Below are 25,601 nucleotides of genomic sequence, written 5' to 3'. Positions count from 1 at the left end.
AACAGCTCGGGCCGGGACGAGCGGCCAGTTGCGGACTGAGCCAGCCTAGTCGATATCGCACACGGACGGACCGGGGTCCGTATCAGGTGGAGGCCTGCACCACCGGTGCGACGGTCATCGAGTTCAGCGCCCGCACGTGGCCGGTCACCGCGTCCGCCGTCCCGGTCCTGCGCACCGGCACGATCCGTGCTCCGCCGGGTGGCAGGTGGAACCAGGAGTCCGCCGGCTCGAAGCCGCGGAGTTCGAGGTGGACGTACTGCGCAGCGCCGTCGGTCCCGACGTCGACGACCCAGTCGCCGGACGGCGCCTGTCGCGCCACCGCCGTCAGGCCGACGGTCCGTTCGAGGGCGCGCGCCGGTCCGCCGACGAGGTGAACGGACTCGGCGACGACGCCGTCCTCGCTCGACAGCGTGACGGTCACGCTCTCGTAGCCGCGCGGGCCGAAGCGGTGGACGTGGGTCGCGTCGGTGAAGCGGCCGAGCAGCGTGTCGAGCGACCACCGGCGGGCCTCGTGCCCGGCGACGGTCGCCGGTTCGGTGACGTCGAACGCCAGGGCACCCGTGCGGGTGTGCACCTGCACCCGCAACTCCCCCACGACGTTGTGGTCGGTGTCGTTGACCGCGTCGATCCGCAGTCCGTCCAACCCGTCCTCGGCGAGGAGGACCGCTACCGGCAGCGACAACCGCCGCATCACGAACCACGGCGCCTTCGGCCTGCCGTCGGTGTCGAGCAGCCCCCACCCGGCGCCGGGTTCGAGGTCGCGGAGCGCGAGCACCAGGGCGCCGTCGCATCCCGAATCGGGCCGTCGCCAGTAACCGAGAGTCGCCGCGAACGCCTCGCAGACGGCGGCCCGACCGAGGGCGAGGTACCGCTCGGGGTCGCTCCACCGGACCGTCGACGGCTCCTCGCCGAACAGCGTCCGCACGTAGTGATCGCGGACGTCCTCGAAGTCCCAGGACGCCCCGTTGTCCCGGGGAACGGCCGCCTTCCACCGTGGATGGTGGCCGGCCGCCGCGAGGCTGCCGAATTCGGCCTCGATCGCCGCGTCCGACGGGGGAATCGAGAACGCGAGGCATTCGGCGGCGAACCGCACCCCGGCCTGGCGGACGTCGGACGGCGGAAGCCGATAGCCCCCGACACCGAAGTAGTGCGCGACACCCGTCCCCACGTGGGTCGCGAGCGCGTCGTCGCCCGGCGGCGAGGTCGGTGACGACGACACCGGCACCACCCCCGGCGCCGTCTTACCGACCACCGCCGGAATCACGTCGTGCACCGCCATCATGTGCGGCAGCGGGAGTCCGAGCATCGCCGGTTGCTGTTCGGTCTCGCTGCCTCCGCTGAACACGGTGAGCGCGGGGTTACCGGACAGCGGCCGCAGCACCGCCTCGACCTCCGTGGTCAGCAGGTCCAGGAACGGCTGGTCGTCGGGCGGGTCGAACGTCGACAGCATGGCGTCCTGCCACACCATGACCCCGAGTTCGGCGCAGTCGTTCCAGAATGCGGCGTCCTCGTACACCGCGGTGCCCGGCACGCGGACCATGTTGAGGCCGGCCTCGACCACCCGCTCGAGAGTGGCCCGCGTCTGATCCCGGCCACCCAGCCCGACCGGATCCACCGGCGTCCAGACGGCGCCTCGGCAGTACACGTCGACCCCGTTGACCGACAGCCGGAATCCGCCGTCGCCGCGCGCCGCGCGCACGGTGCGGAATCCGACCGCACCCAGGTCGACGACGTGCTCCCCCAGGACGACGCTCAGCGGATACGTCACGGGGATGCCGTGGGTGTGGGGCCACCACAACCGGACGTCGGGGACGCGCAGGTGGGCGCGGACATCCTGCGCGCCGGACCCGGAGTCCACGGCCGTCGCGTCCACGGTGAGGTCGCCGAGCCGCACGACCGGTGCCGGTCCGGCCGAACGATGCACGCGCACGGCGAGGTCCAGCACGCCCGTGCCGTCCTCCACGGCGGTGACCACGTGACGATCCGACAGGACAGGCGCGGCGCGGTCGTGCAGCCGCACCGCCCGCCACGGACCCACCGGGGCCGGCACACCACCGAAGACCGGGGCGCGGCCGAGCAGGCTCGTGCGGATCCAGCGCAGGCCCTGCGCGCTCACCAGCGACGACCGCCAGCGTCCGCGAGGCCGCCGGTTGCGCAGCGCGGCATCGAGCGACGGGAAACGGATCGCCAGCGTGACCGTGCCGGGGCAAGAGGCGAGTTCGACCGAGGCCGGCACGAACATCGACTCCGAAGTCAGGACGAGGTCGGCGCCGGCCCACACCTCCGCGTGCGAGGCGAGGCCGTCGAACTCGAGCCGCCACGGTCCCGGGCCGCCGCCGGACACGTCGGTGACGAACCACCAGTCCATCGCGTCGGTCCTCGCGGCCCGCGCCGCCTCGGCACCGTCGGTCGCCCGGATCGCGCCTGCCGCGGTACCCGGCACCTGCGCGGAATACCACGGACCCGGCGCGCCCGCCAGGCCCGAAGGTTCGGTGACCGATCCCGGTTCCGTTGCCACGCAACGCCACCGAGCGTCGGCGAGAAGATCCACTACGCGCGTCCGACCACTCGCGCCACGCCTTCCACCGACCGTTCCCACGCCTCGGCCATGCAGTCGAGTTGCGCCGACGGGTCGACATTGCGTCCGCGAGCGGCCCGGGCCATCTGGAACTGCACGCTCTTCGCGCCCTGGGCTACCGCCCGGAAGCCCGGCGCGAACGCCGCCGCCCCCGCGAACCCGTTGTGCTCGAGGTACTCGCACACGTCGGCGGCCAGTTCCGCGGTGGCACCGCACTGCCGTAACACCCCGAACGTCCACAGGTGGAACGTGTCGATGCCCGCGCCGCGGATCCAGGGCACGTCGGCGACTACCCGCTCACCGAGGTCGCGCACCGGATTTCCGTCCGGTCGCGTGGCGAGATGATGGCGCAGTACCGCCTCGAAGCGCGCCGGCCGGTACCCCTGATCCCCGTCGAACCTGACCTGCTCCACGTAGGGGGTGAAGGTCGCCGATCCGGAGACATCGAGCCCGAACAACCCGCGAAAGTCGTCACCGGACAGCCGGTGATACCCGCTGTTGTGGAAATACTCGAGCACACCGGCCTCCCGGTCGATGTAGTTCGCGACGATCGTCGTCTTGGTGTGACTCTCGCGGTAACCGGTGCCCACCGTGTCCGGGAGCCAGTGCCCATCCACCTCGACGGTCGACAGCATTCCCGCCGCGAGATTGTCCTCGACGTGGTCGAGGACGCGGCGCCAGACGTTCATCTCCCCCACGTCGATCCCGTACAGCGCGAACAGGTCCTCCGGCTTGAACTTCAGAAACGTCCACTGCGATCCGTCGAACCGGGCTCCGAATGCGCACGCGGCGGCGGGCACCGGATCGAGCCCGAGCGAGTGGAGTACCTCCACCCACAGGTCGAGGTAGCAGTTGGTCTCGGTCCAGGTCCGCTCGTCGGAGTGGATGGAATGCGGTTCGTACCCGTCCGGCGAGATGTCGATCAGCCGGGATGTCACAGCGACATCCGGGATTTCACCGCACTCGGCCAGCGCGACGGGTCCATGCCGTGAGTCCGCAGCATCGCGAGTGCGATGCGTTCCATCCCGAATCCCACGCACGCACTGTGGGCGACGTCGCCGTCCGCGGTGTCGATGTCGAACGTGACACCGAAGTGGTCCTGATGGCAGTTGCACGAGACGACGGCGGTCCCCTCGTCGAGATCGCCGTACAGGCGCACCGTGAGCTCGGTCTTGAGGTTCTCCTCGCGCTGGTTGGCGGCGAGCATGCGTCCGACCCTGCCGAAGAACGGGTCGTTAGCGACCACCGGCTTGGCGTCCAGCCGCAGGTCGGACAGCACCTCGAGCCCGCGCTCGATCCACGAATCACGGTGGGTCGCGGCCTGGTCCGCCGTGCCGATCCGCACGAACTCGTGCATCCGGAACGCCTGCATGCGGGCGGGATCGAACGCCGGCTCGTGCCGGAAGCAGTAGCCGTACACGTCCAGCAGCGCACCGCCGTCCGGCAGCACACCCGTGAACATCGGGTACGCGGGGTGGCATGCCGCCGACACCAGCATCGTGTCCGTCGGTTCGAGCCACTTGTCCCAGCTCTCGCCGTCGGCTCGCGCCGCCAGCAGTTGGGCGTGTTCGGCATTGGTGCCGGTGAACGTGTTGATCGCACCGGTCAGATCGGGGAACGACGCGATGTAGTCGGTGCGCTCGAAACTGGTGCGCGGGAACATCGGAGGAAACCGGAATCGGGCCGCGGACGCGCCCGGCCCTGCTGCCCGCACGACCGCGTCGATACCGTCGACGATATCCTCGAACAACCCCGACCGTCCGTAGAGGCCTGCGACGGACGTGTCCACCAGGAGTCCGGTCTCCAGCAGTTCCGTCCGGAACGCACGCCGGGCCCGCTCGAGCTCGCTCGTCTCTTCCCGCTCCACCGCTGTATCCGTGCTCATATCGTCCCCCGGTATGCCGTGGCCATCTGCGCCGAGTTGGCCATGATTCGATCGTTGTTGACCATGACGGCCGCTCCGTGCGCATCGCGCAGGTGCCGGCCGAGCGAGTACTCCGTGTCTTCCCGGTAGCCGGCGATCCCGCAGATCAGCAGGGCCCTGCCGACGAGGTCGACAACCAGGGTCGACGCCGTCACCTTCAGGTTGTTCATCGCCAGCGAATAGCCCACTCCGCCCGCGACTTCGGCCTCCGGCGAACCGGCGGGCGCCGCATCGGCGTCGTCGAACCGGCGGGCCGCCGCGAACACGACGTCCGAGAACTGCTGGTGCACAGCGGCCGCCTCGGCGAGACGCGACGCCGAGGGCGAGGCCACGCCCGGCTGCTTTCGCGCAGCCGCTCGCACGTACCGGCGCGCCTTCTCCACCGCCGCGTCGGCGATGCCGAGCCACACGGCCGACCACACCGAGTGCGACACCGGGAGCATCGTCGCCGCCGAGATCTCCGCGTACGGATCGGCGACGACGAGATCGGGAGTGGTGGTGGCACGCAGCACGAAACCGGGACTGCAGGTTCCGCGCAATCCCAGCGTGTTCCACTCACCGGTGCGCTCGAGCGTCACGTCGGCACGCCGGCAGATGACGAGCACCTGGTCGCTCGGCGGGCTGTCGGGGGTACGCCGCGCGGTCGCGAGTATCGCGTCGGCGTACTCGCCGTAGGAGATCACGGGGGCGTTCTTGACCAGCGACACCACCCCGCCGGACTGCTCCACCGCGCACGTGCTGCGCCGGACGTCGCCCCCGATGCCCAGTTCCGTCGTCGCCGATGCCAGCAGATACTGACCGGCGACCGCGTCACGCAGGAAGGCGGAGACGCCGTCGCCACCCGGATGTCGTACGAGCGAGAGGATCTGGGTCTGGTGCATCGCGAACACCATCGCCGTCGCGGCGCAGTGGCGCCCGAGTGTCCGGGCGATCGTGCACAGTTCGCGAAGCGTCGCGCCTTCGCCACCCAGTTCCGGGGGCACGGCACACGAGAGCAACCGCTGGTCCCGGAGCGCGTCGATCGCTTCCTGCGGAAAACGCGCGTCCCTATCGACGTCGACGGCCCAGCGCGCGGCCACCTCGGCCACGACCCTCTCGGCTCGCGCCGCCGGTCCCCACGACTGCGCGGACTCGATCCCGGTGTCGCTCGCGAGGGCGATGCTCATGCCACTCCGAGTTCGACGAGTGCGCCCCGAATGGAATCCACACTCGCGAACGTGCTCTTGCGCAGCAGCTCGTCAGGGAATTCGATGTCGAACGAATCCTCCAGCGCCAGCATGACATTGACGCTCGCGTGCGACGTCAAACCCAGTTCGTAGAGATCGGCGCCGACGGCGATGCTCGCGGCATCGATGGACAACCGGGCGTGGTCGCCGAGAACCTTGCGGATGGCCTGCTCGCTCATGGGTGGCGTTCTCCTTGGTGATGGGGTGGTGTGCCGAGCCGGGACGCGGTGACCATGGCGATCGCGACGTCGGCCTCGTGCGAGATCGAGACGTGGAATCCGCCGAGCCCCTGCCGCTCGGCGAGGGCCGACGCGTTGCCGGACAGGTGCACTCCGCATCCGCCCCAGCTCTCGCGCCGGATCTCGATGGACTGCCACGGCAAGGCAACGTCCCCGGGTCGCAACACCTTGACCACGGCTTCCTTGGCCGCGAACCGGGCGGCCAGCCGTTGGGCCCGCGCAGGTCCCTTGCAGGTTTCCAGTTCGTGGGGTGTGAAGATTCTCGTCAGATAACGGTCGCCGAATCGCTCGACGCTATTTCTCACGTGCCCGACCGTCATCACGTCGCACCCGATCCGGGACTCGGGTATCGACCCGACAGAACCACCAGACATCGATCCCCCTGCTCCAGTCTCCGACAGTCCCACCTTGCCGCGTCGACAGCTACCCTCAGCGACTCTCCAGCAAACCCTTCGAGAAGTTACCGCACAACGGCATTTCAAGACAAGAGGTACTGCGGTGTGGGTATAAACATACCCCGAGCCTGTAACGTTGTCTTTGCGACGCGATGAAGTAGCAAATCCGGTGCGAGCGCTTCCTCTGACAACTCGCTGCCGCGCCGTGCAAGGGAGGCGAGCTACAGCCCGACCTCAATGGCTCCGGCCACCAGCAACTTGCCGATCTTCTCCGCCGAGACCGGGCGGCTGAACAGGAAGCCCTGAGCCCGATGGCATCCCATCTCGACGAGTTGCCGGGCCGACTCGACGTTCTCGACGCCCTCCGCGACCAATTCCAGGCCGAACGATTCGGCGAGACCGATGATGGACTTCACGATCGCCCGATCCTCGGGGTTGGTGTCCAGGTTCATCACGAAACCCTTGTCGATCTTCAGCGTCCCCACCGGCAGCGCCTTGAGGTGGCTCAGGGAGCTGAACCCGGTGCCGAAGTCGTCGATCGCGACCTCCACGTCCATCGCGTGCAGTCCTTCGAGCGCTTCACGCGTCCAGGTCAGATCACTGAGCACTGCGTTCTCGGTGATCTCCAGGCACAGCGCGCCCTTCCGAAGGTCGAACTCCGTCAGCGCGCTCGCGACGACGTCGAGAAAATCCAGTCCGGCCAACTGCCCCGGCGAGACGTTGACGCGAAGATCCAGGTCCAGTTCGGGAACCTGCGACCGCCAGTCGGCCCACTGTCGGCAGGCCTTCCGGATGACCCATCGCCCGAGCTCGCCCGCCACATTCGTCGCCTCGGCGACGTCGATGAACGACGCCGGCTGCAGTAACCCGAGTAGCGGGTGATTCCACCGCACCAGGGCCTCCACCCCGATGATCCGGCCGGTCCGCAGGTCTACCTCGGGCTGGTACTCGAGGAACAGCGACTCGTCCGCGATGGCCGCACGCAGGCTGAGCTCGATCATGTTGCGTTTCTCGCTCTCCTCCTGCATCTCGTCCGTGAAAACGCTGATCGCGTTACCGCCCTTGGTCTTCGCGACCATGACGGCCTGGTCGGCCTGGCTGAGGAGCGAACTGGTGGTGGCCTTGCCCGGAATTCCGACCGCGACGCCGATACTGACACTGCGGCTGACCACCTCGCGGCCGAGACGCACTCGTTCGGTCACCACGTCGCGGATGTGCTGCGCCCGGACCTCCGCCTCCTCCAGGCCCACCGATCCGCCGAGTACGAGCACGAATTCGTCGCCGCCCAGCCTGGAGACGAGGTCGTCGGTCTCGCTGGTCGATCTGAGCCGGTCCGCGATAGTCGAGATGAACCCGTCACCGGCTCCGTGACCGAAAAAATCGTTGAGAGGCTTCAACCGGTCCAGGTCGAGGAACAGGATCGCGACCGGCCCGGGTTCGGACTCGGCGAGGCGAGTGTCCAGGTGGTGGTAGAGCGCGCGCCGGTTGCTGAGTCCGGTGAGGGAATCGTGGTCGGCCGAGTAGCGCAACTGCTCCTCGACGACGATGCGCGCCTGGACCTGGGCGAGCAGGGCGGCGATCGCCTTGAGGACGTCGACCTCCGGCGGCGTCCAGTCGCGGTCGCCGAACTTGATGAATCCGAGCGTGCCCGTCGTCGTGTCACCGGACAACAGCGGAACGGCCGCGAGCGACACCTGCGGCACTCCGGACGCCTCGCGGACCCGCTCGTTGTAATCCGGACCGGACACCTCCGGCCGGAAGATGGCCACTTCCTTCTGGTGCTCGATCTGGGCGAACGTCGAGTCGGCGTCCTTGAAATAGACGACGCCGAGCGGGTCGGGGTCGGGGATAAAGGGGCGGAGCGGGTACTCCGCGACCAGGACCGTCGCCGCGATCTCGTGGTCGGTGAACCGGAGGAAGCTGGTGTCGACCTCGAAGTGCTCCACGAGATCCTGCAACACGCGGGTGGCCACGGGCTTGAACGAGACCGCATCGACAGGCGTGAGCCGGGACGCCACGGTTGTCACCAGGGTCTCGAGCTTTTCCGTTTGCTTCTCGGTGGTCACTGGCCCTCCTGTCCTTACGATATCCGCCTGCGAACCCGGTCGGCGAGGCGCTCGCTCCGAACCGACGGGCCCGGCGCATGGCTGAGCCGTAACACCATGGCGAGCGCTTCACCTGCCTTTGCTCCGACGACGTCGAACAGCTCCTCCCGCAGCCTCTCCAATGGTGCCGCATACCGTGGTGAGAGTTGTTCGAGTTCCGCACTTTCCACACCGTAGAGAAACACCGGTGAAATCGGCTGGACGGCGAGCCCGAGCGCCTGGGCGTGAATCCACACACTCTCGGTCGCCTCACCTCCGCGCACGTAGTCTCGAGGGGTGCTGCCCGGAATCGCGACGACCGCGACAGCCGAACTCGACGCGACGCGGTCCGCGGTGGACTTGCCCAGCGCGCGTCCCGCGTCCTGTGCGCCGAGTCGTTCCATGACGTCGGGTCTCCGCAGCAGCGCGAGGGTCGACAGTTCCGCCGAATCGAGTTCCAGTGCGCGAACGTCGATGCCGGTCTCGACCGAATCCAGCGGCGGCCACCGCAACTCCCCGATCATCTCGCGGTGCAGGGTTGGTGTGAGGAATCGGATGCGGTCCGACTCCGCGAGAATCGCGCCGATCGTCGCGATGCCGTCCCGGTCGGTCACCAGGCAGAGGCGTGCGCCCTCGCGCGATGCCGCCTCCGCGAGAAGTCCCGCCTGCGTGTCGTCCAACGGCCGGGGCACGCCCGGCCTGCGGTTGGTGGTCCGGTCGAGCATGTGCTCGTAGCGGTCGGTGAGTTCCCGGTCGTTCCCGCTGCCGAACGTCATCGTGGCGACGGGAAGTCCCGGATCGCCGTCGTGGACCGTCACGGCACCGAGCAGTCCGGCGGCGGACGCGGCGATCCGGGCGTTGTGCAGTGCGGCGCCGACCGCGACACAACTGCCGCGGTACCCGACGTCCATGGCCGTCGTGTGCTCCGGGGCCACGGAGATGGTCAGCCCCGCGTCGTCCGCCGCGATCGTCCACGGCTGGACGTTGCCGCCGGAGGGCGCACGGGACGCGGCATGCACGACGGCGTCGACGGCGTCGTGCGGCACCGCTGCGGCCGCCGCACGATCCGGTGCACGCTCCGGCAGATCGTGCGGTCTCGGCGGATCGGTGAGGGCATCGAGATGCTGATCCAGATCCATACGGCACCGACCCGACGCGAGTGGCTGTCCGAGCCCGATGCGCCGCACCGCCGCCGCGACCTCCGCGCCGCCGAGCAGCACCTCGCCCCCGAGCTGAGGCCACGTGGAGATGGTTTCGTCCACCTCCACCAACGACGCCGCCATCGTCGCCGACAGCTGTCCCGCGTCGAGAATGCGAAGTACGAGCGGAATCTTGTCCCGCGAGCCGAGCCCCGCCAGCGACTCCACGTCGACGTCACCGATCACTCCGTGAAAGACGGGTCGATCGGGTTCGAGGTCGAATCGCTCGACGTCCAGCAGACCCCGGTCACTGGTCGCCATCAGCACCGGCAATCCCCTCCGCCTGGCCTCCCGTCGCAGGGACACCTTGACGTCGAGGGAGTCGCATTCGTCGATCACCACGTCGGTGCCGTCCAGGAATTCGGCCACCGACTCGACGTCGAGACCGCCCTCCCACAACGTCACAGTGACGTAGGGGTCGATCTCCGCGATACGGCGGGCGGCCACCACGGCTTTGTTCACGCCGAGGTCCAGAACGGTGCCGGGAACCCGGTTCAGGTTGGACAGTTCGAGGGTGTCGAAGTCCGCGAGCCGCAGGCCGCCGCACGCACCTTCCAGCGTGAGGGCCACCGCGACCGCGTGACCGACGCTCAGACCGACGATCCCCACGGTCACATCCCTGAGGCGTTCCTGCTCCTGCGCGGTGATCTTGGTCCGATTCCGGTCCAGCCGCAGCAGCCGGAACGATGCGGGGCCGAGGAGACGCACCACGGTCCGTCGCCACGAGTAGTACGCCCACACCGGAGCTTCGTCCAACACGCCGGGTTCCGGCGCGGGCACGAGGGAACGGAGGCTGTCGAACTGTTGGTCGAGCCGATCGACGAAGACCACCGCGGGGTCGCGGCGGAGACGGTCCAGTACCGCCGCGTCCCCGGAGTGGTCCTCGTCGAGCAGCAGGGCGGTGTAGTCACCGCGGGTTTCGTTCACGAGACGCTCCGCATCGACCGGACGACGTTTCCTCCCGTCCCCGTCGCGATGCCTGCCGACGGCGTCGGTCGGGACGTCGTGAGTAACAGCTGGGCCAGCTGCATGGATTCGGCGCGGCCCCTGCGCCTACTCCGATCCCACCACATCAGCCGCGTCTCGTAGCGGTCATCCGGATAGGGCACCGGAGCAATGTGGTCGGCCACCACCCCACCGGTGGTCCGCCACGTGTCCAGGACGTGGGATGCGGCGGTCGCGAGCATGAACTGGACGCCGAGCAGATCCATCGAGTAGGTGGCGAAACGGCCCAGTGCGCCGACGAGTTCACCCCGCCGGGCGGCCGTGTCCGCCACCCACGCCCCCTTCGCCTCCACGACACCGAACGGCAGCCGGTCCTCGATCATCCGGCGGACGGCGGGAGCTCCGGGATCGGTTCCCCATTCCGTGATCGCATGGGCCTGATCAGCGACAAGATACGGACCCTGGGCGCGGACGCCGGCTGCGACCGAACCGTTCGGATCGATGGCAACGAAGAACAGCGCGGTGGTGTCGCCGGCCTGAATCCGGCGGTACTCGAGCGCCTTCTCGGCGCCGTACTTGCGATAGCCCGCGACCGCTCCCTCGAGATACTCTTCCCAGAGCGCCGGCTCGTCGGACGGCCGAGCGATGACGAAGCGACACTCCGCCCGCGGATCCCACACACTCAGAGTTCGATCGAGTATGGTATCGGGCGACCGTGTATCGATCTGCGGACGCGACAGCTGTTCAACTGGCATTGGCTTTCCCATCGGAGTCGGTGCGGCAATTCCGGGGACTCACGGGTTACGTAAAGACCCCAAGAACTGGACACACGAACCCGGTCACAGCCCCGCGGCTACCCATTTTCCGCGTTTACACCAGATTTGTCACCTGTGATGCCATAAATGGGCCCAAAAACAAACTTCAGGTCGGTAATTGTCGACCTGCAATTAGTTGAGGGAAATGAACAGCTCGACGCTGCTCGGTGCGCGGAAGACCTCGACCTCCTCCGCATAGGCGCGCTCGATGCGCCCTTCCTTCTCAGCCAGCTCGGCCTGAATCCACACGTCTTCGATCGGGTCGGACGACCGCCCGTCAGGTGTGAATTTGGCAAAAAAGCCGGCCGGGACGCGCACCAGCACGTCACCGATCTCGAGATGACCGAGGTCGATACACCGATACCCGATCACAGCGGTCCAACCCAGATCCGGGACCGCAACGTAGACGGTGATCAGCTCCTCGGTGCCTCGTTGCTGGATGCGCTCACGGGTGAACTTCATCAGGTCGGTCGAGTGCGCCGACGAACTGAGTTCCGTGCGCGGCAGAACAAGCCCACCGAAGTCGGCGGACTCACGCTTGACGATCTCGAAACTCATTGTGGCCCCTACCTCGTGGCGGGTGGCACTATTGCCACATACAAATCGATCCCGAAGGCGTGCGGGTAGAACTCGAAGTCACCGGTGTAGGAGCGTTGAATCTGCTGCGATTCCTCCGCATCACGAATCTGCCCCCAGAGCGCGTCGAAGAGGTCGGGGAAGGTTCCGACCGAGGAGAACTTCGCATACGTTCCCGCAGGAATCCGCGACACCAGATGCCCGCGTCCGACCTGATCGATCGAAGAGCACTCGTAGCCCACGATTTGCGTGTAATACGAATTGATCTCGGGAGCATGGTCGACATAGGCAGAGGCCAACGGCCTGTCCACGTTCTGCGCGAGAAGGGTGGACCACGTCTTTTCGAGATCCTTGTCGCGCGCTTTTCCCAGCGCCCTCTTCGGACTGCGGACGGCCAGTCCGGCGACCAGTGTCTCTTCGCGTTCGACTATGACGAACGGCATCGGGCACCCTCCGATGTCATCGGCACATTGGGCTTTCAATGGCAATTGTTGCTCGCCCGCCTTTAATTTGGGGGACGAGATATCACCATACCTCGTCCGGTATCCGCGGTCTGCGTCCTTAGTCGCGAAAACCTCCACGTCTAAGGATTCACCCATTTGACCGAGTCCTTACGAGTTGTCCAATAAAAGGGCAGCGATCCTTTATTTGGGAATTTAACATACTCAAAGTTGGTTTTGACCCTTGCAAGACGACCTCGAGTGTGGTTTATTGGACGGATCGAGACCTTGGGTGTGACGCAACTAACACACAGAGCGACCTCCAGATCTCGGTGACGAGGGGAGACTGCCCGTGCGCTGCCGACTGTGCGATTCCGATCGCTTGCGAAGCGTCCTGGATCTGGGGGCGACGCCGCCGTGCGAGCTCTTCTTGACCGAGCAGGGTCTGGACGCCCCCGAGACGAACTATCCGCTGCACCTGCGCATCTGCGAGGAATGCCTCCTGCTTCAGGTTCCGGCCCTGATTTCTCCGGAGGACACCTTCACCGACTATGCCTACTACTCCTCCTACTCGGATTCATGGGTGGAGCACGCACGGCAGTTCGTCCGCTCCTCCGTGTCGCGACTCGGCCTCGACGCGAGATCGTTGATCGTCGAGGTGGCGAGTAATGACGGTTATCTGCTGCAGCACGCGGTCGACGCCGGGATCCGCTGCGTCGGAATCGAACCGTCGCACAACGTCGGCGCGGCCGCACGTGAACGAGGTGTTCCCACTCTCACGGCATTTCTCGACGAGGAACTCGCCGCCGACGTCCGCGCCGAGCACGGTCCGGCCGACCTCGTGGTCGCGAACAACGTGTATGCGCACATCCCCGACCTCCGCGGGTTCACTCGCGCGCTGCGTACCCTCGTCGCCGACGACGGCCGGCTGAGTATCGAGGTGCACCACGCCCTCAATCTGATCGTCCACGCGCAATTCGACACGGTCTATCACGAGCACTTTCAGTACTACACACTCCTCTCGGCCATGCGTGCGCTTGCCACGGCGGGCCTCTCGGTCGTCGATGTGGAACTTCTGGAGACACACGGCGGCTCGATCCGGATCTGGGCACGTCCCGACACCGCCGGCGCAGTGCCCACCCCGCGCGTTACCGAGGTGTTGAAACAGGAGGACGACGCCGGACTGCACAATGTCGACGGATACACCCGACTCGAAATACAGGCGCGAGTTGCTCGACAAGAATTGCTCGGGTTCCTTCTCGACTGCCGGGCCCAGAACAGGACCGTCGTCGGCTACGGCGCTCCGGGCAAGGGAAACACCCTGTTGAACTACTGCGGAATTCGCCCCGATCTACTCGAATACACGGTCGACCGCAATCCGTACAAGCACGGCCGGTACACGCCGGGCACCCGGATCCCGATTCTCGATCCCCGACAGATCGAGAAAGATCGGCCGGACGTCGTCCTCGCCCTGCCCTGGAATCTCGAGGCGGAGCTGACCGAACAACTGCGCTACATCAGCGAGTGGGGCGGAGAGCTCGTGTATCCACTCCCCTCCCTGCACAGAGCGACATTCCAACCCGACAGCGTGGCAAGGAGGCTCACGACATGAAAGTTGTCCTGTTCTGCGGCGGATACGGCCTACGCATGCGCAACGACCACAACGACGTGATCCCGAAACCTATGCAGATGGTCGGACCACGTCCGCTGCTATGGCATGTAATGCACTACTACGCTCATTTCGGCCATACAGAGTTCATTCTCTGCCTCGGGTACGGGGCGGAGGCAATCAAAGACTACTTCCTCGACTACCGCGAAGCGGAATCCAACGACTTCGTTTTGCGTGCGAGCAAGATCGAGCTGCTGAATTCCGACATCAGCGACTGGTCGATCACGTTCGTCGATACCGGTCTGGAGTCTGCGATCGGCGAGCGTCTGCGACGCGTTCGACAGCACCTCGGCGAAGACGAGTACTTTCTCGCGAACTATGCAGACGTGCTCACCGACGCCCCCCTCGACGATGTCATCACAAAGTTCCACGAGTCGGGCGCGGCCGCATCCATGCTCGTCGTCACGCCGCAGTCGTCGTTCCACTGCGTCAACGTGGCCGAGAACGGCGAGGTCAAGGAGATCATCCCAGTCAGCCGGCTGCCCATCTGGGAGAACGGCGGATACTTCGTCCTCAGTCGGGAGATCTTCGATCTCCTTCCCCCTGGCGGCGATCTCGTGGCCGATGTGTGTGAACGTCTTGCCGGTGAAGGCCGTTTGTTCGGGTACCGCCATGAGGGGTTCTGGAAGCCGGCGGACACTTTCAAGGAACGCGCCGAACTCGATTCGAACTACTCGCAAGGCATCCATCCGTGGATGGTGTGGGAGCCGTCGCAGCCCGCACACAGCGCGTGATGATCAGCCTCAACACACCGGGGCTCCGCGAAGTGGCGGTGCTCGGTGCGCACTGTGACGACGTTGCGATCGGGCTCGGAGGTACCCTTCTCACACTTGCTGCCAGCACTCCCGGTCTTCGCGTCCGGGCGCTCGTGCTGGCAGGCGCCGACGCCCGACGCGAGATAGAGGAGCGTCATGCGTTGGCGGCATTGTGTCCCGCCGCAGACCTCGAGCTCACGGTTCTCGACGTTCCGGACGGGTACGCACCGGCATATTGGGAGCCGATCAAGAAGGCAGTCGAGGCCTTCGGGCGCGATTGCCATCCTGACGTGGTGTTCGCTCCGCAACGAGCCGACGCACACCAGGATCACCGAATGCTGGCGGAGCTGGTTCCGACGGTATTCCGTGACCACCTGATCCTGGGGTACGAGATCCTCAAGTGGGAGAACGACACACCTCGGCCGTCGATCTACCACCCGCTCACCCGCGCTGTTGCGACGGAAAAGGCGCGGATACTGCTGAAGCACTACCCCTCCCAAACCACCCACGACTGGTTCGACGAAGACTCCTTTCTCGGGCTGTCGCGGCTGAGGGGTGTGCAGAGCAGACAACCGCACGCGGAGGCGTTCGTCCTCGAAAAGGCGACCATCCGATTCGGAAGGACCTGACATGCGAGTGCTCCTTACCGGCCACCAGGGATACCTGGGTTCGGTCATGGTTCCGGTATTGCAAACGCGTGGGCACGACGTCGTGGGTCTCGATTCCGGGCTCTTCGCCGGATGCGTACTCGGTCCTGCACCCGTCGACCCTCCCTCTTTCGATATTGACCTGCGGGACGTGACTGAGCAGCATCTGGGCGGCTTCGATGCCGTGATTCACCTCGCTGCGCTGTCGAACGACCCTCTGGGGTCTCTCGCACCGGACATCACGTATGAAATCAATCATCGCGCGTCCGTCCGGCTGGCTCGCCTGGCGAAGCAAGCCGGTGTCCGGCGATTTCTGTATGCCTCGACATGCTCCGTATACGGTTCGGCCGGTAACGAGTTGGTGACGGAGTCCGCACCACTGCGTCCGCTCACGCCATACGCCGAGAGCAAGGTGCTCGTCGAGGAAGACGTAGCCGCACTCGCCGACTCCGGGTTCTCACCGGTTTTCCTGCGCAACGCGACCGCCTTCGGATTCTCCCCCCGGCTGCGTGCCGACATCGTCCTCAACAACCTGGTCGGCACCGCGATGCTGACGGGCACAGTGCGAGTCTTGTCGGACGGCACGCCATGGCGTCCGCTGGTACATGCCCAAGACATCGCCACCGCGTTCGCGTGTGCACTCACCGCGCCGGTCGATCGGATCCACTGCGTCGCCTACAACGTCGGTACCGAGACCAACAATGTGACTGTGGCACAAATCGCCGAGGCCGCCGCCGCGGCGGTCCCCGACTCACAGGTCCTCATTACGGGAGAAACAGGCTCGGACCCGCGGTCCTACCGCGTCGACTTCTCTGCCATCCGCACGGCATTCGAGGATTTCGTGCCGCGATGGAGCATCGTCGACGGAGCGGCCGAATTGTACGACCGGTGTACCCGCTGGGGCCTCACGGACGTGCTCTTCACGCAGCGCTTCACCCGACTCGCCCATCTTCAGCAACTCGAGCGCGCCGGTGTACTCGATGAGTCCCTGCGGTTCCAGCGAGTTGGAGCAGGCCATGAATGACAGGAACTGTCAGGAACGATCACAACCGTTCGAGCAACGCCGTCCAACTCCCCGCCGTGGCGTCACGTTCACTGATCAGCGATACCGGAAGCGGCCACGATATCGCGAGGGACGGGTCGTCGTGGGCGACCGCGATGTCAGCCGTCGGATCGTGCTCGAGATTGATTCGATAGCACACATCCGCGACCTCCGTGAGTGCCTGGAATCCGTGCAGGAACCCCGGCGGAACATAGAGATGTGCGAAGTCCACATCATCAAGCCTGAATGCCTGCTTCTCACCGAACGTCGGCGACGCCCTGCGAATATCGACCAGGACATCGTAAATTGCGCCATGAGCACACCGGACCAGTTTCGCCTCACCGGGATTCGCGCGTCCGTGCATGCCCCGTACCACGCCGCGCCACGACCGGGACTGCGAATCCTGCAGGAAGTCGGCGGCCAGGATTCCGGTCGCTCCCACATGTTCATCGAACTGGCCGGCTTCGAACGTGCGAGTGAAGAGACCTCTGTCGTCGCGATAGGGCAGGGGCCGGAATACCCGGACGTCCGTCAATTCGGTGGTTTCAATGTGCACGCTGCAATTCTTGCGCACAAGGGCCGGGTCGGTCACCGATTCCATCGCACCGAGGTTCCGACATGATGGCCTGTCGGGGCTGTGGTGTCGCCGTGTTCGATCGAGTACTCGATCTCGGTTCGATGCCCGCGGCCGACTTCTTCCCTCCGGCCGGTAGTCCGGTCACCCCGGCCGAATCGGCGCATCGCCTGACAATGGCGTTGTGTCGAGAGTGCGGTCTGGCTCAGCTCGTCGACGACGACACGGTGCCGGAGGAGCCACGTGGCGTCGAACCAGAGGCTTTGAGAAAGCAAGCATGCACAGCTGTTCGTGCCGTCGCCGATGCCGGGTACCTCCCGGGCGACACGGTCACCGAGTTCGGCAGTCCACACGGCGGAACATGGTTGCCGCTGCTCACCGCGCGGGGGTTCCGTGTCGCGACGGACCGGCACACGGCCTCTGTGGTGATCGATTGCTTCGGGATCATGCACGAACCTGACCAGCGGGCGGCCTTCGCCGGGCGAGCAGCGGCACTCGACGCCGACGGCATCGTGCTCATCCAATTTCATTCCCTTACTGCGATTGTGAAGCATCAGCAGTGGACGGCACTACGGCACGGCCACTTCGCATACTATTCCTTGACCTCACTCCGCCGGTTGCTGGCCGACGCAGGACTTCACCTCACACAGGCATGGGTATTCGACCTTTATGGCGGCACGGTCCTGGCGGCCGCGCGCCGTTCGCCGTGCGCACCACCGACACCCCGTGTCCATCGCATACTTGCCGATGAGCACATGACCGGAGTCACGAACCCTGTCACTGTGCAATCCTTACAACTCGCCGCGGACACGGATGCGACCGCCTTCCGCGACTGGCTGACAGCGATGGCACGGCGGCATTGTCGAGTGTTTGCCTACGGCGCCGCATCTCGGGCCGTACCACTGTTCGCCCACGCGGGCGTCGACCGGCGCCTTGTCGCGGCCGTCGCCGATGCATCCACCGCCAAACAAGGGCGGCGAATGCCCGGCACCGATGTACCGATCATCTCGCCTGAGCGACTACTTCGCGCTCAGCCGGACAAGGTTGTGCTCACGCTGCCGGATTTGCTTCCCGAAGTATCGCAGCGCTATCCGGAACTCTCCGGACGATGGGTCCTTCCATCTGAGACGCGATGCGTTCCCGCTCCAGCGCTCATCCGCACGCGGAGTCGGGAACGCGTGGCGTCGAGACACCGTGAGACCTACGCGGACACGCCGACAACCCGAGACGGCCGGCTCGATTCGCGTTCAGCCGCCAGCAACCGAGATGAAGTACAGCCATGACCACCAGCACCCGTCGGATATTGCGAATCGGACCCTTGTATCCACGACCTCCCCTGACACGCGCGGTCCGCCACTCCGCAGACATCGTTCCGGATTCACTGCAGGCTCCCAGCCGGCCCCTGTCGAGAAAGCGTGCACGGACCTACCTGCTCCCGCTCGCTGTGGACTTCATCGTGCTGTCGGTCGTGTGTTCAGTGACACGGATCGATCGCCCCGCGGAGTCCGCAGCGATAATCGTCGCGATCCTGGCGCTCACAGGTGCGTACCGACCCCACCTGACGCTCTCGCTACTCGACACCCTGCCCCGACTTGCACTCGCGAGCACGCTGGCGGCAATGGGTACCGCGGTGATCTTGACCCCGAACGGCACATTGGTGGGCACGGTGAAGCTGGCAGCAGTGACCCTCGTGGCCGTCGTACTGTCCCGCAACGTTACCTATGCGGTCGAACGTTTCTTCAGACGGAAGCTCCTCGGCGGTCGTCGAACGGTGATCATCGGCGGAGGTCCGGTCGCGAAGATACTGGCGGACAGCATTGTCGCGGAGCCCTCGTGTGGACTGCAGTTGATCGGACTTCTCGACGACTCCTTACACGCCGAGACCGCGCACAATGGGAACGTACCGATCACCCCGCTGCGAGGTAACCTGTGCGAGTACCTCACGACTCACCACATCGACACAGCGGTACTCGCCTTTCCCCACGCCGTCGATGGCGCGGTCATCCACGCGTTGCGTGAATGCGACCGCATCGACTGCGAGATCTTCGTTGTTCCCCGACTGTGGGAGATGACTGCGGTCACCAGCGACATGGAACGTATCGGTGCCGTCCCATTGAAGAAGTTTCGCCGAGCGGCACACCGATCGTTCCTGTGGCGGGTGAAGTTATGGATGGACCGAGTCCTCAGCGCGGCAATGCTTGTAGCGTTGGCCCCGACTCTCCTTGCGATCGCTGTCGCGGTGTATCTTTCGGACCGATCAGCACCGGTTTTGTTCAGACAGAAGCGAGTCGGCTTGGACGACCGGGTATACGAACTTCTCAAGTTCCGAACGATGAACCCAGCAAGCGACCACGAATCCGCTACTCACTGGTGCATTGCACATGACGCCAGGATCGGGCGCCTCGGTCGGATCCTACGGGCGACTTCGCTCGACGAATTGCCTCAGCTGTGGAATGTCATTCGGGGAGACATGACACTCGTCGGCCCGAGGCCTGAACGCCCCCACTTCGTCGACAAGTTCCGGACCACGGTTCCGAACTATGAAGCGCGCCATCGCGTGCCGACGGGAATAACGGGATGGGCCGCGGTCAACGGTCTACGCGGCGACACGTCGATCGGAAATCGCACCCGCTTCGACAACTACTACATCGAGAATTGGAGCATGTGGTTCGATGTCAAGGTGCTACTACTGACGGTAGTGGCGGTAGTCAGACTCGGAGGAAAGTAATCAGCTACAGATGTGCGGTGGCGCAATTCCGCCGGATACGCAATTCCGCCGGATAGTCGGCACCCACGGCCGACTCAGCAGTCGACTTGCAACCGGGTCCTTCGCGACAGAACGGTGCGGGATCGCACGGTGAGCCGCTCGACCGCCGCCCTCATCAGTCGCACGTCACCCGCGAGAACATCTGCGCGACAGATGAACTCGGGGTAATCACGAGCAATTCGGTGATGGAAGCGAAGCATGTCCGACAACTTGCTGACTGTCGATGTTTGACTGCACATGTTGAACGTGGAGTCCCGCCACGCAGCCACGCGCTCGGGCATACCGAAGAACATCCCGAAGGCTGTCACTCGCGCGAACAGATCCACGTCCATGGGGAAAACGAGATCACCGCGAAATCCCCCCACACGATCGAAATGCTCTCGCCTGAACATCGCGGCCGCCGTTGGCCCGAAGTCGGCCGGCCCTCGTCGGACAATTGTCCTCATCAGAGTGCGCGGAGCATGAAGTCCCTCCAAGCCGGGAATCCCCAGTCGTGACTCCCGCAGCACCCCGTCCTCGTCGATCACGTCGAACTTCGCGGAGCTGAGAGTTATTGCAGGATCAGCCATTACACGCATCTGCATCTCGAGCGATCCCGGCATCAGGACATCATCTGCACAGACGACTTTCACCAGTCGCCCGGTCGAGAATCCCACTACCCTGTTCCAGTTGGCGCCGATCGGCAGAACGACGTCGTTGCGAAAGACTCGCACCCGTGAGTCACTGAACGAGTGCGCGATCGATTGAGTGGCGTCCTCGCTCGAATTGTCGAGAACGACCAGATCGATTTCGACATCCTGGTCGAGGATCGATCGCAACGTCTCTTCGAGAGTGTTGGCGGCGTTATATGCCGGAACGCAGACGGAAACCGTGGCAGCAGCCATCGCTATTCTCCCACCAAACCCTCGACGCGAGCGACGATCATGATCCTCTTTGTGCACCAATGCTTCCTGGCGACAGGACTGCCTCAAATTCTATCACGCCGCACGGCTCGAGACATCGACGTGAACGGGCATTGCGAAAGTCTCGCAACGACATCGCGCGTCCGTGTGCAGCAATGTAGAGTTTAATTGTCCGGTACCGAATGGGCCGGCGTGACAGCGCAATAGCAACGACAGCCGGCGCGACATGAACTTTACGGTGAGTAGTCCACAACTCGACAACACTCGGTCTCTTCGACTCCATATGACGGGGGCGGAGTGGTTCACGTCGGGACCTGGCGGATTGAACCGATACTTCACCGACTTGTTTTCCACACTGAATCAACTCCCGGGCGTCGACGTTTCCGCTGCAGCGTTCGGTAAGCCCGAGCGGGGCGGGCGTTCGTGGGGCCCGGTCGGTGCATCGACGTTGAGCCGCGCATACACGGCCTTCCGCGACACCAGCGCTCTACCGCCGGACGCGGTCATCGACCGCCATTTCTGCCTCTATGGACGCTCGGCGATCGGCGCGCATGGCAAACATCCCCTGGTTGTGCACTTTCACGGGCCCTGGGCAGCCGAAAGTCGCATGGTGGGGGCCAGTGAGATGGTTGCGCGGTCGAAGTACTGGATCGAACGGCTCCGCTACGCCGGCGCAGATCGCTTCGTCGTACTGTCCAAGCACTTCCGAAATCTGCTCGTCGACAGCTACCAGGTTCCAGAAGGCAAGATCAGGGTTATTCCTCCTGGTGTCGATCTCGACCGCTTTCGCCCATCGGACTCTCCCTCGGCGTCATGCACCATCCTCTGTGTTCGACGCCTCGAGAGGAGGATGGGTATCCATGTTCTGCTCCGGTCATGGCGAGCAGTCATCGCTGCTCATCCCGACGCCCGACTCGTGATAGTCGGTACTGGTACCGAAGAATCGGCCCTCCGGGTCCAAGCTGCCGAGGCTGGCTACCGGGACTCGATCACGTTCGAGGGCAACGCCACCGACGGACGACTGGCTCAGTTGTACGGACAGGCAGCGCTGACCATCGTCCCATCCGTCGCACTGGAAGGGTTCGGGCTTATCGCGCTCGAATCCCTGGCCGCCGGGCGCGCCCCGATCGTGACCGAGTGCGGCGGATTACCGGACTCCGTGCAGGAACTCGACCCTTCCTTGATCGTTCCCACCGGCGACGCCGATTTGCTCGGAGACCGGATCGTCCGTGCTCTGGACGGACAAGTTCCCGGGCCCGAGCAGTGCCGTGCTCACGCCGAAACGTTCTCCTGGGACGCCGCCTCGCAGCAGCACATCTCGATGTACGAGGAACTGGTCTCATGACGAAGGCCCTCTTCATCACACACACAGCCGCACCCTCTGGTGCAGAGTTGGCAACACTTCGATTGGCAATCGCTCTGCGCGACAATAGGCCAGGTGACTCCAGGAGTCGGGGAATCGATGTCGCGGTGGTCTGTGCGCAGGGCGGGCCGATTGTCGATCGCATGCGCGAGGCAGGTGTGGAAACCATCGTTTTGCCAAGCACTTTCGATAGTCGTGCCATGACTGTCCGAAGCAGGAGCCTGCGCCGACTGATCGTGGGATTCATCGGACTCGCCAAGATCGGATGGTCGGCCGGTGCAACCGCGAGGGCGACAGGGGCGACAGTTCTTGTCGCAGAAAGCACCAAGGCACTGGTCATCGGCGCTGTCGCTGCGCGACGCACAAGGATCCCACTCGTCTGGCAGGTGCACGACAGGATATCCGCCGAGTACTTCGGAGGGCTCCTCTCGAGCGTCGTTCGCGGACTCGGCTGGGTGTTCAGCCGAGGTTACATCGCCAATAGCAGATCGACGTTGAGTACACTGATCACCTGGCACAGGGCAACGCTCGTCGCCTACCCTGGAATCCAACCGCGCAGTCTCGCCGATCACGTAGGCCAACGTCGCCCATCCGAGACTGTTGTCGTCGCCGTCGGACGCTTGACGCCTTGGAAAGGGCAGGACGTATTCCTGCGCGCGCTGGCCGATACGACTGTTCGACCTGAGTGCGTCTACCTCGTCGGAGGGACATTCTTCGACGAGGAAGCTTTTCGTGAAAGCCTGGAGCGCCTCGCATGTGAACTCGACCTTCCAGTCATCTTTACGGGACACGTCGATCACCCCGACGCCTACATGCGGCAGGCCGACATTCTGGTGCACTGCTCCGTCATCCCGGAACCGTTCGGTCAGGTCGTGGTTGAGGGGATGAACGCGGGCTGCGCGGTGATCGCCTCGGGCCCCGGCGGCCCAACCGAGATCGTCGAGTCCGGGATCAACGGGCTACTCGTCGACGGCGGTGATCAGGAGCAACTGACAACGGCGCTGAACACACTGATCGGAGACCGCGAGCTTCGTCGACGCCTCTCGGCAGCGGGTCGCCGGCGTGCAGCTCATTTCGACATAGCCGAGTCCGCTCGCGACATAGCATCATTTCTCGACACCGTGACTGCCACGCCGAAACGTAAGCGAGCAGCACATGCATGACGATCGCAAAGAAAACCACATCGTCACTGTCGTGCGTGACATCGCTTTCGTAAGCTTCGGGAAGTACGGCCAGTATGTGATCACGGTAGTAACGCTTCCGTTGATCGCGCGAGTTCTCGGAACCGAAGGACTGGGGCTTCTCGCGATCGGAATGTCCTCCTACTTCATCGGATCCCTGCTCGTCGATCTCGGAATCACCCAGTTTCTCGCCGCTATGGTCCACAGCGCAGATATCAATCAGCTCCGCGGAAACTATCTCGTGATCCGAGCGGCCATCCTCGGGACCATAGGTGCCACATTGCTCGCCAGCCTCGTCCTCGGCGTCGATGTCCATGTTCACATGATCCTGCTCGGGTTGTTCGCCGGTGGCTTCTGGTCCATCTCCGAAGATTGGGTTCTCATAGGGCAAGGTCGATTCGGAGCGTCGATGGCGTATCAGGGCATCGGCCGAGTCGCATATCTCGTGCTCCTGATGTCGTTGCTCCCACGCCTACCCCATCCCTCTGTCGCCCTCCTCTGCTTACTCGTGTCGTCCACACTGACCGTCGCACTGACATGGAGGGACTCTTTCAAGAAGTTCGGCCGCCCATGTCGTCCTCACAAAGTGATGACCATCCTCCGAATGGGAGCACCCGTCCTCACCTCACGTTTGCTCGTGGCAAGCTACGGGCAGGGCGCTGCCGCGGTGTACTCCTCGGTGCTCGATGCGGTGTCCATCGGCCTGTATTCTGCCGGAGATCGGCTGGTGCGAGCCATACAGTCCTTGCTCGACCCAATAGGATTCGCCCTACTGCCACGCATGGCCCGCCACAGCAACGACGACCAGTTCTGGCGACGCGCAACCCAGGCCCTGATCGTATGTCTTTGCGCTGCCGGAGTTGCGACTGTCGCGGTATGGATTGCGGCGCCGACTCTGATCAACCTCATCTTCGGAAGCGATTTTTCCGAGGCGATTCCGCTCCTGCGAGTCGAGGTGCTCATACTTCCCGCGACCGCCTTGACGTCATTTGTCACCACGGCGGTCTTACCCGTCAAGCAGGACACGAGCGGCGTCTTGATCGGTGCAACCGTCGGAACCGGCGTCGCAGCCGCTGCGTTGTTCGTTGCTGCACTGACCCAATCGGTGTGGGCCCTCGTTTACGGCACATTGTGCTGCGAGTTCTCCGTGGCGCTGTGGTACGTCGTCCGGATGCGGCAACTCGCCGGTCGCGAACGGAAAGAACGCAATGCCGACGGCACCGTCACAGAGGTCGCGCTGGTTCACAAGGAGAATCGGCTATGAAGATCCTGTATGTCGGCGACGACTGGGTCGGAAGCAACGCTCGATCGCTCGCCAACGGCTTCCGGCAGGCGGGACACGACGTCGTCGTTGTCGACTCGACGTCCGTGTCACTTCCTACGCGGCTGTCACCTCCGTGGATATATGCGAAGGCTACTCACCGGCGTGCGTCCTGGAGCATCGAAGCCGTTCATTCGCGCATCGATGCCATCGCTGCCGAATTCAGACCCGACATGGTGTTCGGATTCAAGGCCGTCTTCCTTGACCAACGACGCCTCCTCGGCGTCCCGGCCCAGTTCCATGTTCACTACAGCCCCGACGACACCTCGAACCCCTACAACACGTCACCCGGCTACCTGGAACTCGAGAACCAATGGGACCTCGTCGTCACGACCAAGCGCCACAACGTTCCTGAGTTACTCGAACGTGGCGCGCGCGCCGTCAAGTTCGTTCTCAGCGCATACGACCCTGCGTGGCACCACCTCTCGGCGCGGCGCGACTCCCGGCAATACATCGTCGGCTTCATCGGAGCCTGCCGTCCCGATCGTCGCGATCGCTTGATCTCGTTGGCACGAAAGTACGGCGGGAAGATGCTCGTTCGAGGGCCTGGCTGGCGCCGAGTGCCCGAGTTGCAGATCACCCACGCCGACGTCGCAGGTCCGGTGTACGGAGAGCATTTCGCCTCGGAGATCGCGTCCGTGACGGCGAACCTCGTTCTGCTCAACTCCGACAACCGGGACACGCACACCTGCAGAAGTTTCGAAGTGCCCGCCTCCGGCGGACTCTTCGTGGGTGAAAGGACAAGCGAACATGCGGAACTCCTCGAGGAGGGCACGGAATGTCTCTTGTTTTCGAACGAGAACGAGTTGAACGAGATCGTGGAATGGTGCGTGAACAGTCCCGGCCAGGCGGAGAGAATTGCCGAATCGGGTTTCCGGCGGATCGTGGAGGGTAGACACCGGTATGTGGATCGTGCCCGAGAGATCGTCGATGAAATCGGCTGACAATCGAGAATCGGA

The 25,601-nt window shown here is 64.6% G+C and carries 23 protein-coding genes; 10 read left to right on the top strand and 13 right to left on the bottom strand.

Features of this window, described 5'->3' with window-relative positions; translation table 11 throughout:
* Positions 1-82: 82 nt before the first annotated feature.
* From ACFVJ3_RS29070 to ACFVJ3_RS29020, 11 genes are all read right to left on the bottom strand, one after another.
* Entirely contained in the window at positions 83-2,518 is a 2,436-nt protein-coding gene (locus ACFVJ3_RS29070; RefSeq protein ID WP_378455349.1) for a glycosyl hydrolase, read from the bottom strand.
* 32 nt (positions 2,519-2,550) lie between these two features.
* Entirely contained in the window at positions 2,551-3,516 is a 966-nt protein-coding gene (locus tag ACFVJ3_RS29065) for a DUF1839 family protein (protein WP_378455348.1), read from the bottom strand.
* Complete coding sequence (locus ACFVJ3_RS29060; RefSeq protein ID WP_378455347.1) at positions 3,513-4,463, bottom strand: amino acid--[acyl-carrier-protein] ligase; 951 nt, start codon at positions 4,461-4,463, stop codon at positions 3,513-3,515. Before ACFVJ3_RS29060 ends, ACFVJ3_RS29065 begins: the two co-directional genes overlap by 4 nt.
* Entirely contained in the window at positions 4,460-5,668 is a 1,209-nt protein-coding gene (locus ACFVJ3_RS29055) for an acyl-CoA dehydrogenase family protein (protein ID WP_378455346.1), read from the bottom strand. The genes ACFVJ3_RS29060 and ACFVJ3_RS29055 overlap by 4 nt, the downstream gene beginning before the upstream one ends.
* Positions 5,665-5,907, bottom strand: a complete 243-nt coding sequence (locus ACFVJ3_RS29050; RefSeq protein ID WP_378455345.1) for an acyl carrier protein — start codon at positions 5,905-5,907, stop codon at positions 5,665-5,667. The genes ACFVJ3_RS29055 and ACFVJ3_RS29050 overlap by 4 nt, the downstream gene beginning before the upstream one ends.
* Entirely contained in the window at positions 5,904-6,341 is a 438-nt protein-coding gene (gene acpS, locus ACFVJ3_RS29045) for a holo-ACP synthase (RefSeq protein ID WP_378455344.1), read from the bottom strand. Before acpS ends, ACFVJ3_RS29050 begins: the two co-directional genes overlap by 4 nt.
* A 242-nt stretch (positions 6,342-6,583) precedes the next feature.
* The gene (locus ACFVJ3_RS29040; protein ID WP_378455343.1) at positions 6,584-8,428 is read right to left on the bottom strand and encodes a putative bifunctional diguanylate cyclase/phosphodiesterase; all 1,845 of its coding nucleotides are present in this window, start codon (positions 8,426-8,428) and stop codon (positions 6,584-6,586) included.
* 14 nt (positions 8,429-8,442) lie between these two features.
* Positions 8,443-10,572, bottom strand: coding sequence for an Rv1355c family protein (locus tag ACFVJ3_RS29035; RefSeq protein ID WP_378455342.1), 2,130 nt, complete (start codon positions 10,570-10,572; stop codon positions 8,443-8,445).
* Entirely contained in the window at positions 10,569-11,345 is a 777-nt protein-coding gene (locus ACFVJ3_RS29030) for a hypothetical protein (protein ID WP_378455341.1), read from the bottom strand. The genes ACFVJ3_RS29035 and ACFVJ3_RS29030 overlap by 4 nt, the downstream gene beginning before the upstream one ends.
* A 192-nt stretch (positions 11,346-11,537) precedes the next feature.
* Entirely contained in the window at positions 11,538-11,963 is a 426-nt protein-coding gene (locus tag ACFVJ3_RS29025) for a hypothetical protein (RefSeq protein ID WP_378455340.1), read from the bottom strand.
* An 8-nt stretch (positions 11,964-11,971) separates the two neighbouring features.
* Complete coding sequence (locus ACFVJ3_RS29020) at positions 11,972-12,424, bottom strand: GyrI-like domain-containing protein (protein WP_105413235.1); 453 nt, start codon at positions 12,422-12,424, stop codon at positions 11,972-11,974.
* Positions 12,425-12,773: 349 nt separating this feature from the next.
* Between ACFVJ3_RS29020 and ACFVJ3_RS29015 the strand changes: the two genes are divergently transcribed.
* The 4 genes from ACFVJ3_RS29015 to ACFVJ3_RS29000 are packed head-to-tail and all read left to right on the top strand — an operon-like array spanning position 12,774 to position 16,516.
* Positions 12,774-14,033 (top strand): methyltransferase domain-containing protein, encoded by a 1,260-nt coding sequence (locus ACFVJ3_RS29015; protein ID WP_378455339.1) that lies wholly within the window; start codon positions 12,774-12,776, stop codon positions 14,031-14,033.
* A complete protein-coding gene (locus ACFVJ3_RS29010) occupies positions 14,030-14,824 on the top strand; it encodes a glucose-1-phosphate cytidylyltransferase (protein WP_005238822.1) in 795 nt (264 codons plus the stop codon). The genes ACFVJ3_RS29015 and ACFVJ3_RS29010 overlap by 4 nt, the downstream gene beginning before the upstream one ends.
* Complete coding sequence (locus ACFVJ3_RS29005) at positions 14,824-15,474, top strand: PIG-L deacetylase family protein (protein ID WP_378455338.1); 651 nt, start codon at positions 14,824-14,826, stop codon at positions 15,472-15,474. Before ACFVJ3_RS29010 ends, ACFVJ3_RS29005 begins: the two co-directional genes overlap by 1 nt.
* A 1-nt stretch (position 15,475) precedes the next feature.
* Complete coding sequence (locus ACFVJ3_RS29000; protein WP_378455337.1) at positions 15,476-16,516, top strand: NAD-dependent epimerase/dehydratase family protein; 1,041 nt, start codon at positions 15,476-15,478, stop codon at positions 16,514-16,516.
* A 19-nt stretch (positions 16,517-16,535) separates the two neighbouring features.
* On the opposite strand, the gene ACFVJ3_RS28995 is transcribed toward ACFVJ3_RS29000, so the two are convergent.
* Positions 16,536-17,135 carry a dTDP-4-dehydrorhamnose 3,5-epimerase family protein gene (locus ACFVJ3_RS28995; protein WP_378455336.1) on the bottom strand — a complete coding sequence of 200 codons (600 nt, stop codon included), beginning with the start codon at positions 17,133-17,135 and terminating at the stop codon, positions 16,536-16,538.
* Between the two features lie 17 nt (positions 17,136-17,152).
* Here ACFVJ3_RS28995 and ACFVJ3_RS28990 point away from each other — a divergent pair, with 17 nt between their 5' ends.
* Together ACFVJ3_RS28990 and ACFVJ3_RS28985 are read left to right on the top strand one after the other, a co-directional pair.
* Entirely contained in the window at positions 17,153-18,391 is a 1,239-nt protein-coding gene (locus tag ACFVJ3_RS28990; RefSeq protein ID WP_378455335.1) for a transferase, read from the top strand.
* The gene (locus ACFVJ3_RS28985; protein WP_378455334.1) at positions 18,388-19,836 is read left to right on the top strand and encodes a sugar transferase; all 1,449 of its coding nucleotides are present in this window, start codon (positions 18,388-18,390) and stop codon (positions 19,834-19,836) included. The genes ACFVJ3_RS28990 and ACFVJ3_RS28985 overlap by 4 nt, the downstream gene beginning before the upstream one ends.
* Positions 19,837-19,910: 74 nt before the next feature.
* On the opposite strand, the gene ACFVJ3_RS28980 is transcribed toward ACFVJ3_RS28985, so the two are convergent.
* A complete protein-coding gene (locus ACFVJ3_RS28980; protein WP_378455333.1) occupies positions 19,911-20,759 on the bottom strand; it encodes a glycosyltransferase family 2 protein in 849 nt (282 codons plus the stop codon).
* A 301-nt stretch (positions 20,760-21,060) separates the two neighbouring features.
* Here ACFVJ3_RS28980 and ACFVJ3_RS28975 point away from each other — a divergent pair, with 301 nt between their 5' ends.
* The 4 genes from ACFVJ3_RS28975 to ACFVJ3_RS28960 are packed head-to-tail and all read left to right on the top strand — an operon-like array spanning position 21,061 to position 25,586.
* A complete protein-coding gene (locus ACFVJ3_RS28975) occupies positions 21,061-22,122 on the top strand; it encodes a glycosyltransferase family 4 protein (RefSeq protein WP_378455379.1) in 1,062 nt (353 codons plus the stop codon).
* Positions 22,119-23,303 (top strand): glycosyltransferase family 4 protein, encoded by a 1,185-nt coding sequence (locus tag ACFVJ3_RS28970; RefSeq protein WP_378455332.1) that lies wholly within the window; start codon positions 22,119-22,121, stop codon positions 23,301-23,303. The genes ACFVJ3_RS28975 and ACFVJ3_RS28970 overlap by 4 nt, the downstream gene beginning before the upstream one ends.
* Complete coding sequence (locus ACFVJ3_RS28965) at positions 23,296-24,585, top strand: lipopolysaccharide biosynthesis protein (protein WP_378455331.1); 1,290 nt, start codon at positions 23,296-23,298, stop codon at positions 24,583-24,585. The genes ACFVJ3_RS28970 and ACFVJ3_RS28965 overlap by 8 nt, the downstream gene beginning before the upstream one ends.
* On the top strand, positions 24,582-25,586 hold the full coding sequence (locus tag ACFVJ3_RS28960) for a glycosyltransferase (protein WP_378455330.1): 1,005 nt from the start codon (positions 24,582-24,584) through the stop codon (positions 25,584-25,586). Before ACFVJ3_RS28965 ends, ACFVJ3_RS28960 begins: the two co-directional genes overlap by 4 nt.
* Positions 25,587-25,601: the final 15 nt, after the last annotated feature.

This window comes from Rhodococcus sp. NPDC127593 (assembly GCF_042671975.1).
GTDB lineage: Bacteria > Actinomycetota > Actinomycetes > Mycobacteriales > Mycobacteriaceae > Rhodococcus_F.
Note: the sequence above shows the minus strand (reverse complement) of the source record. Positions and strands in the feature narration are given on the sequence as shown.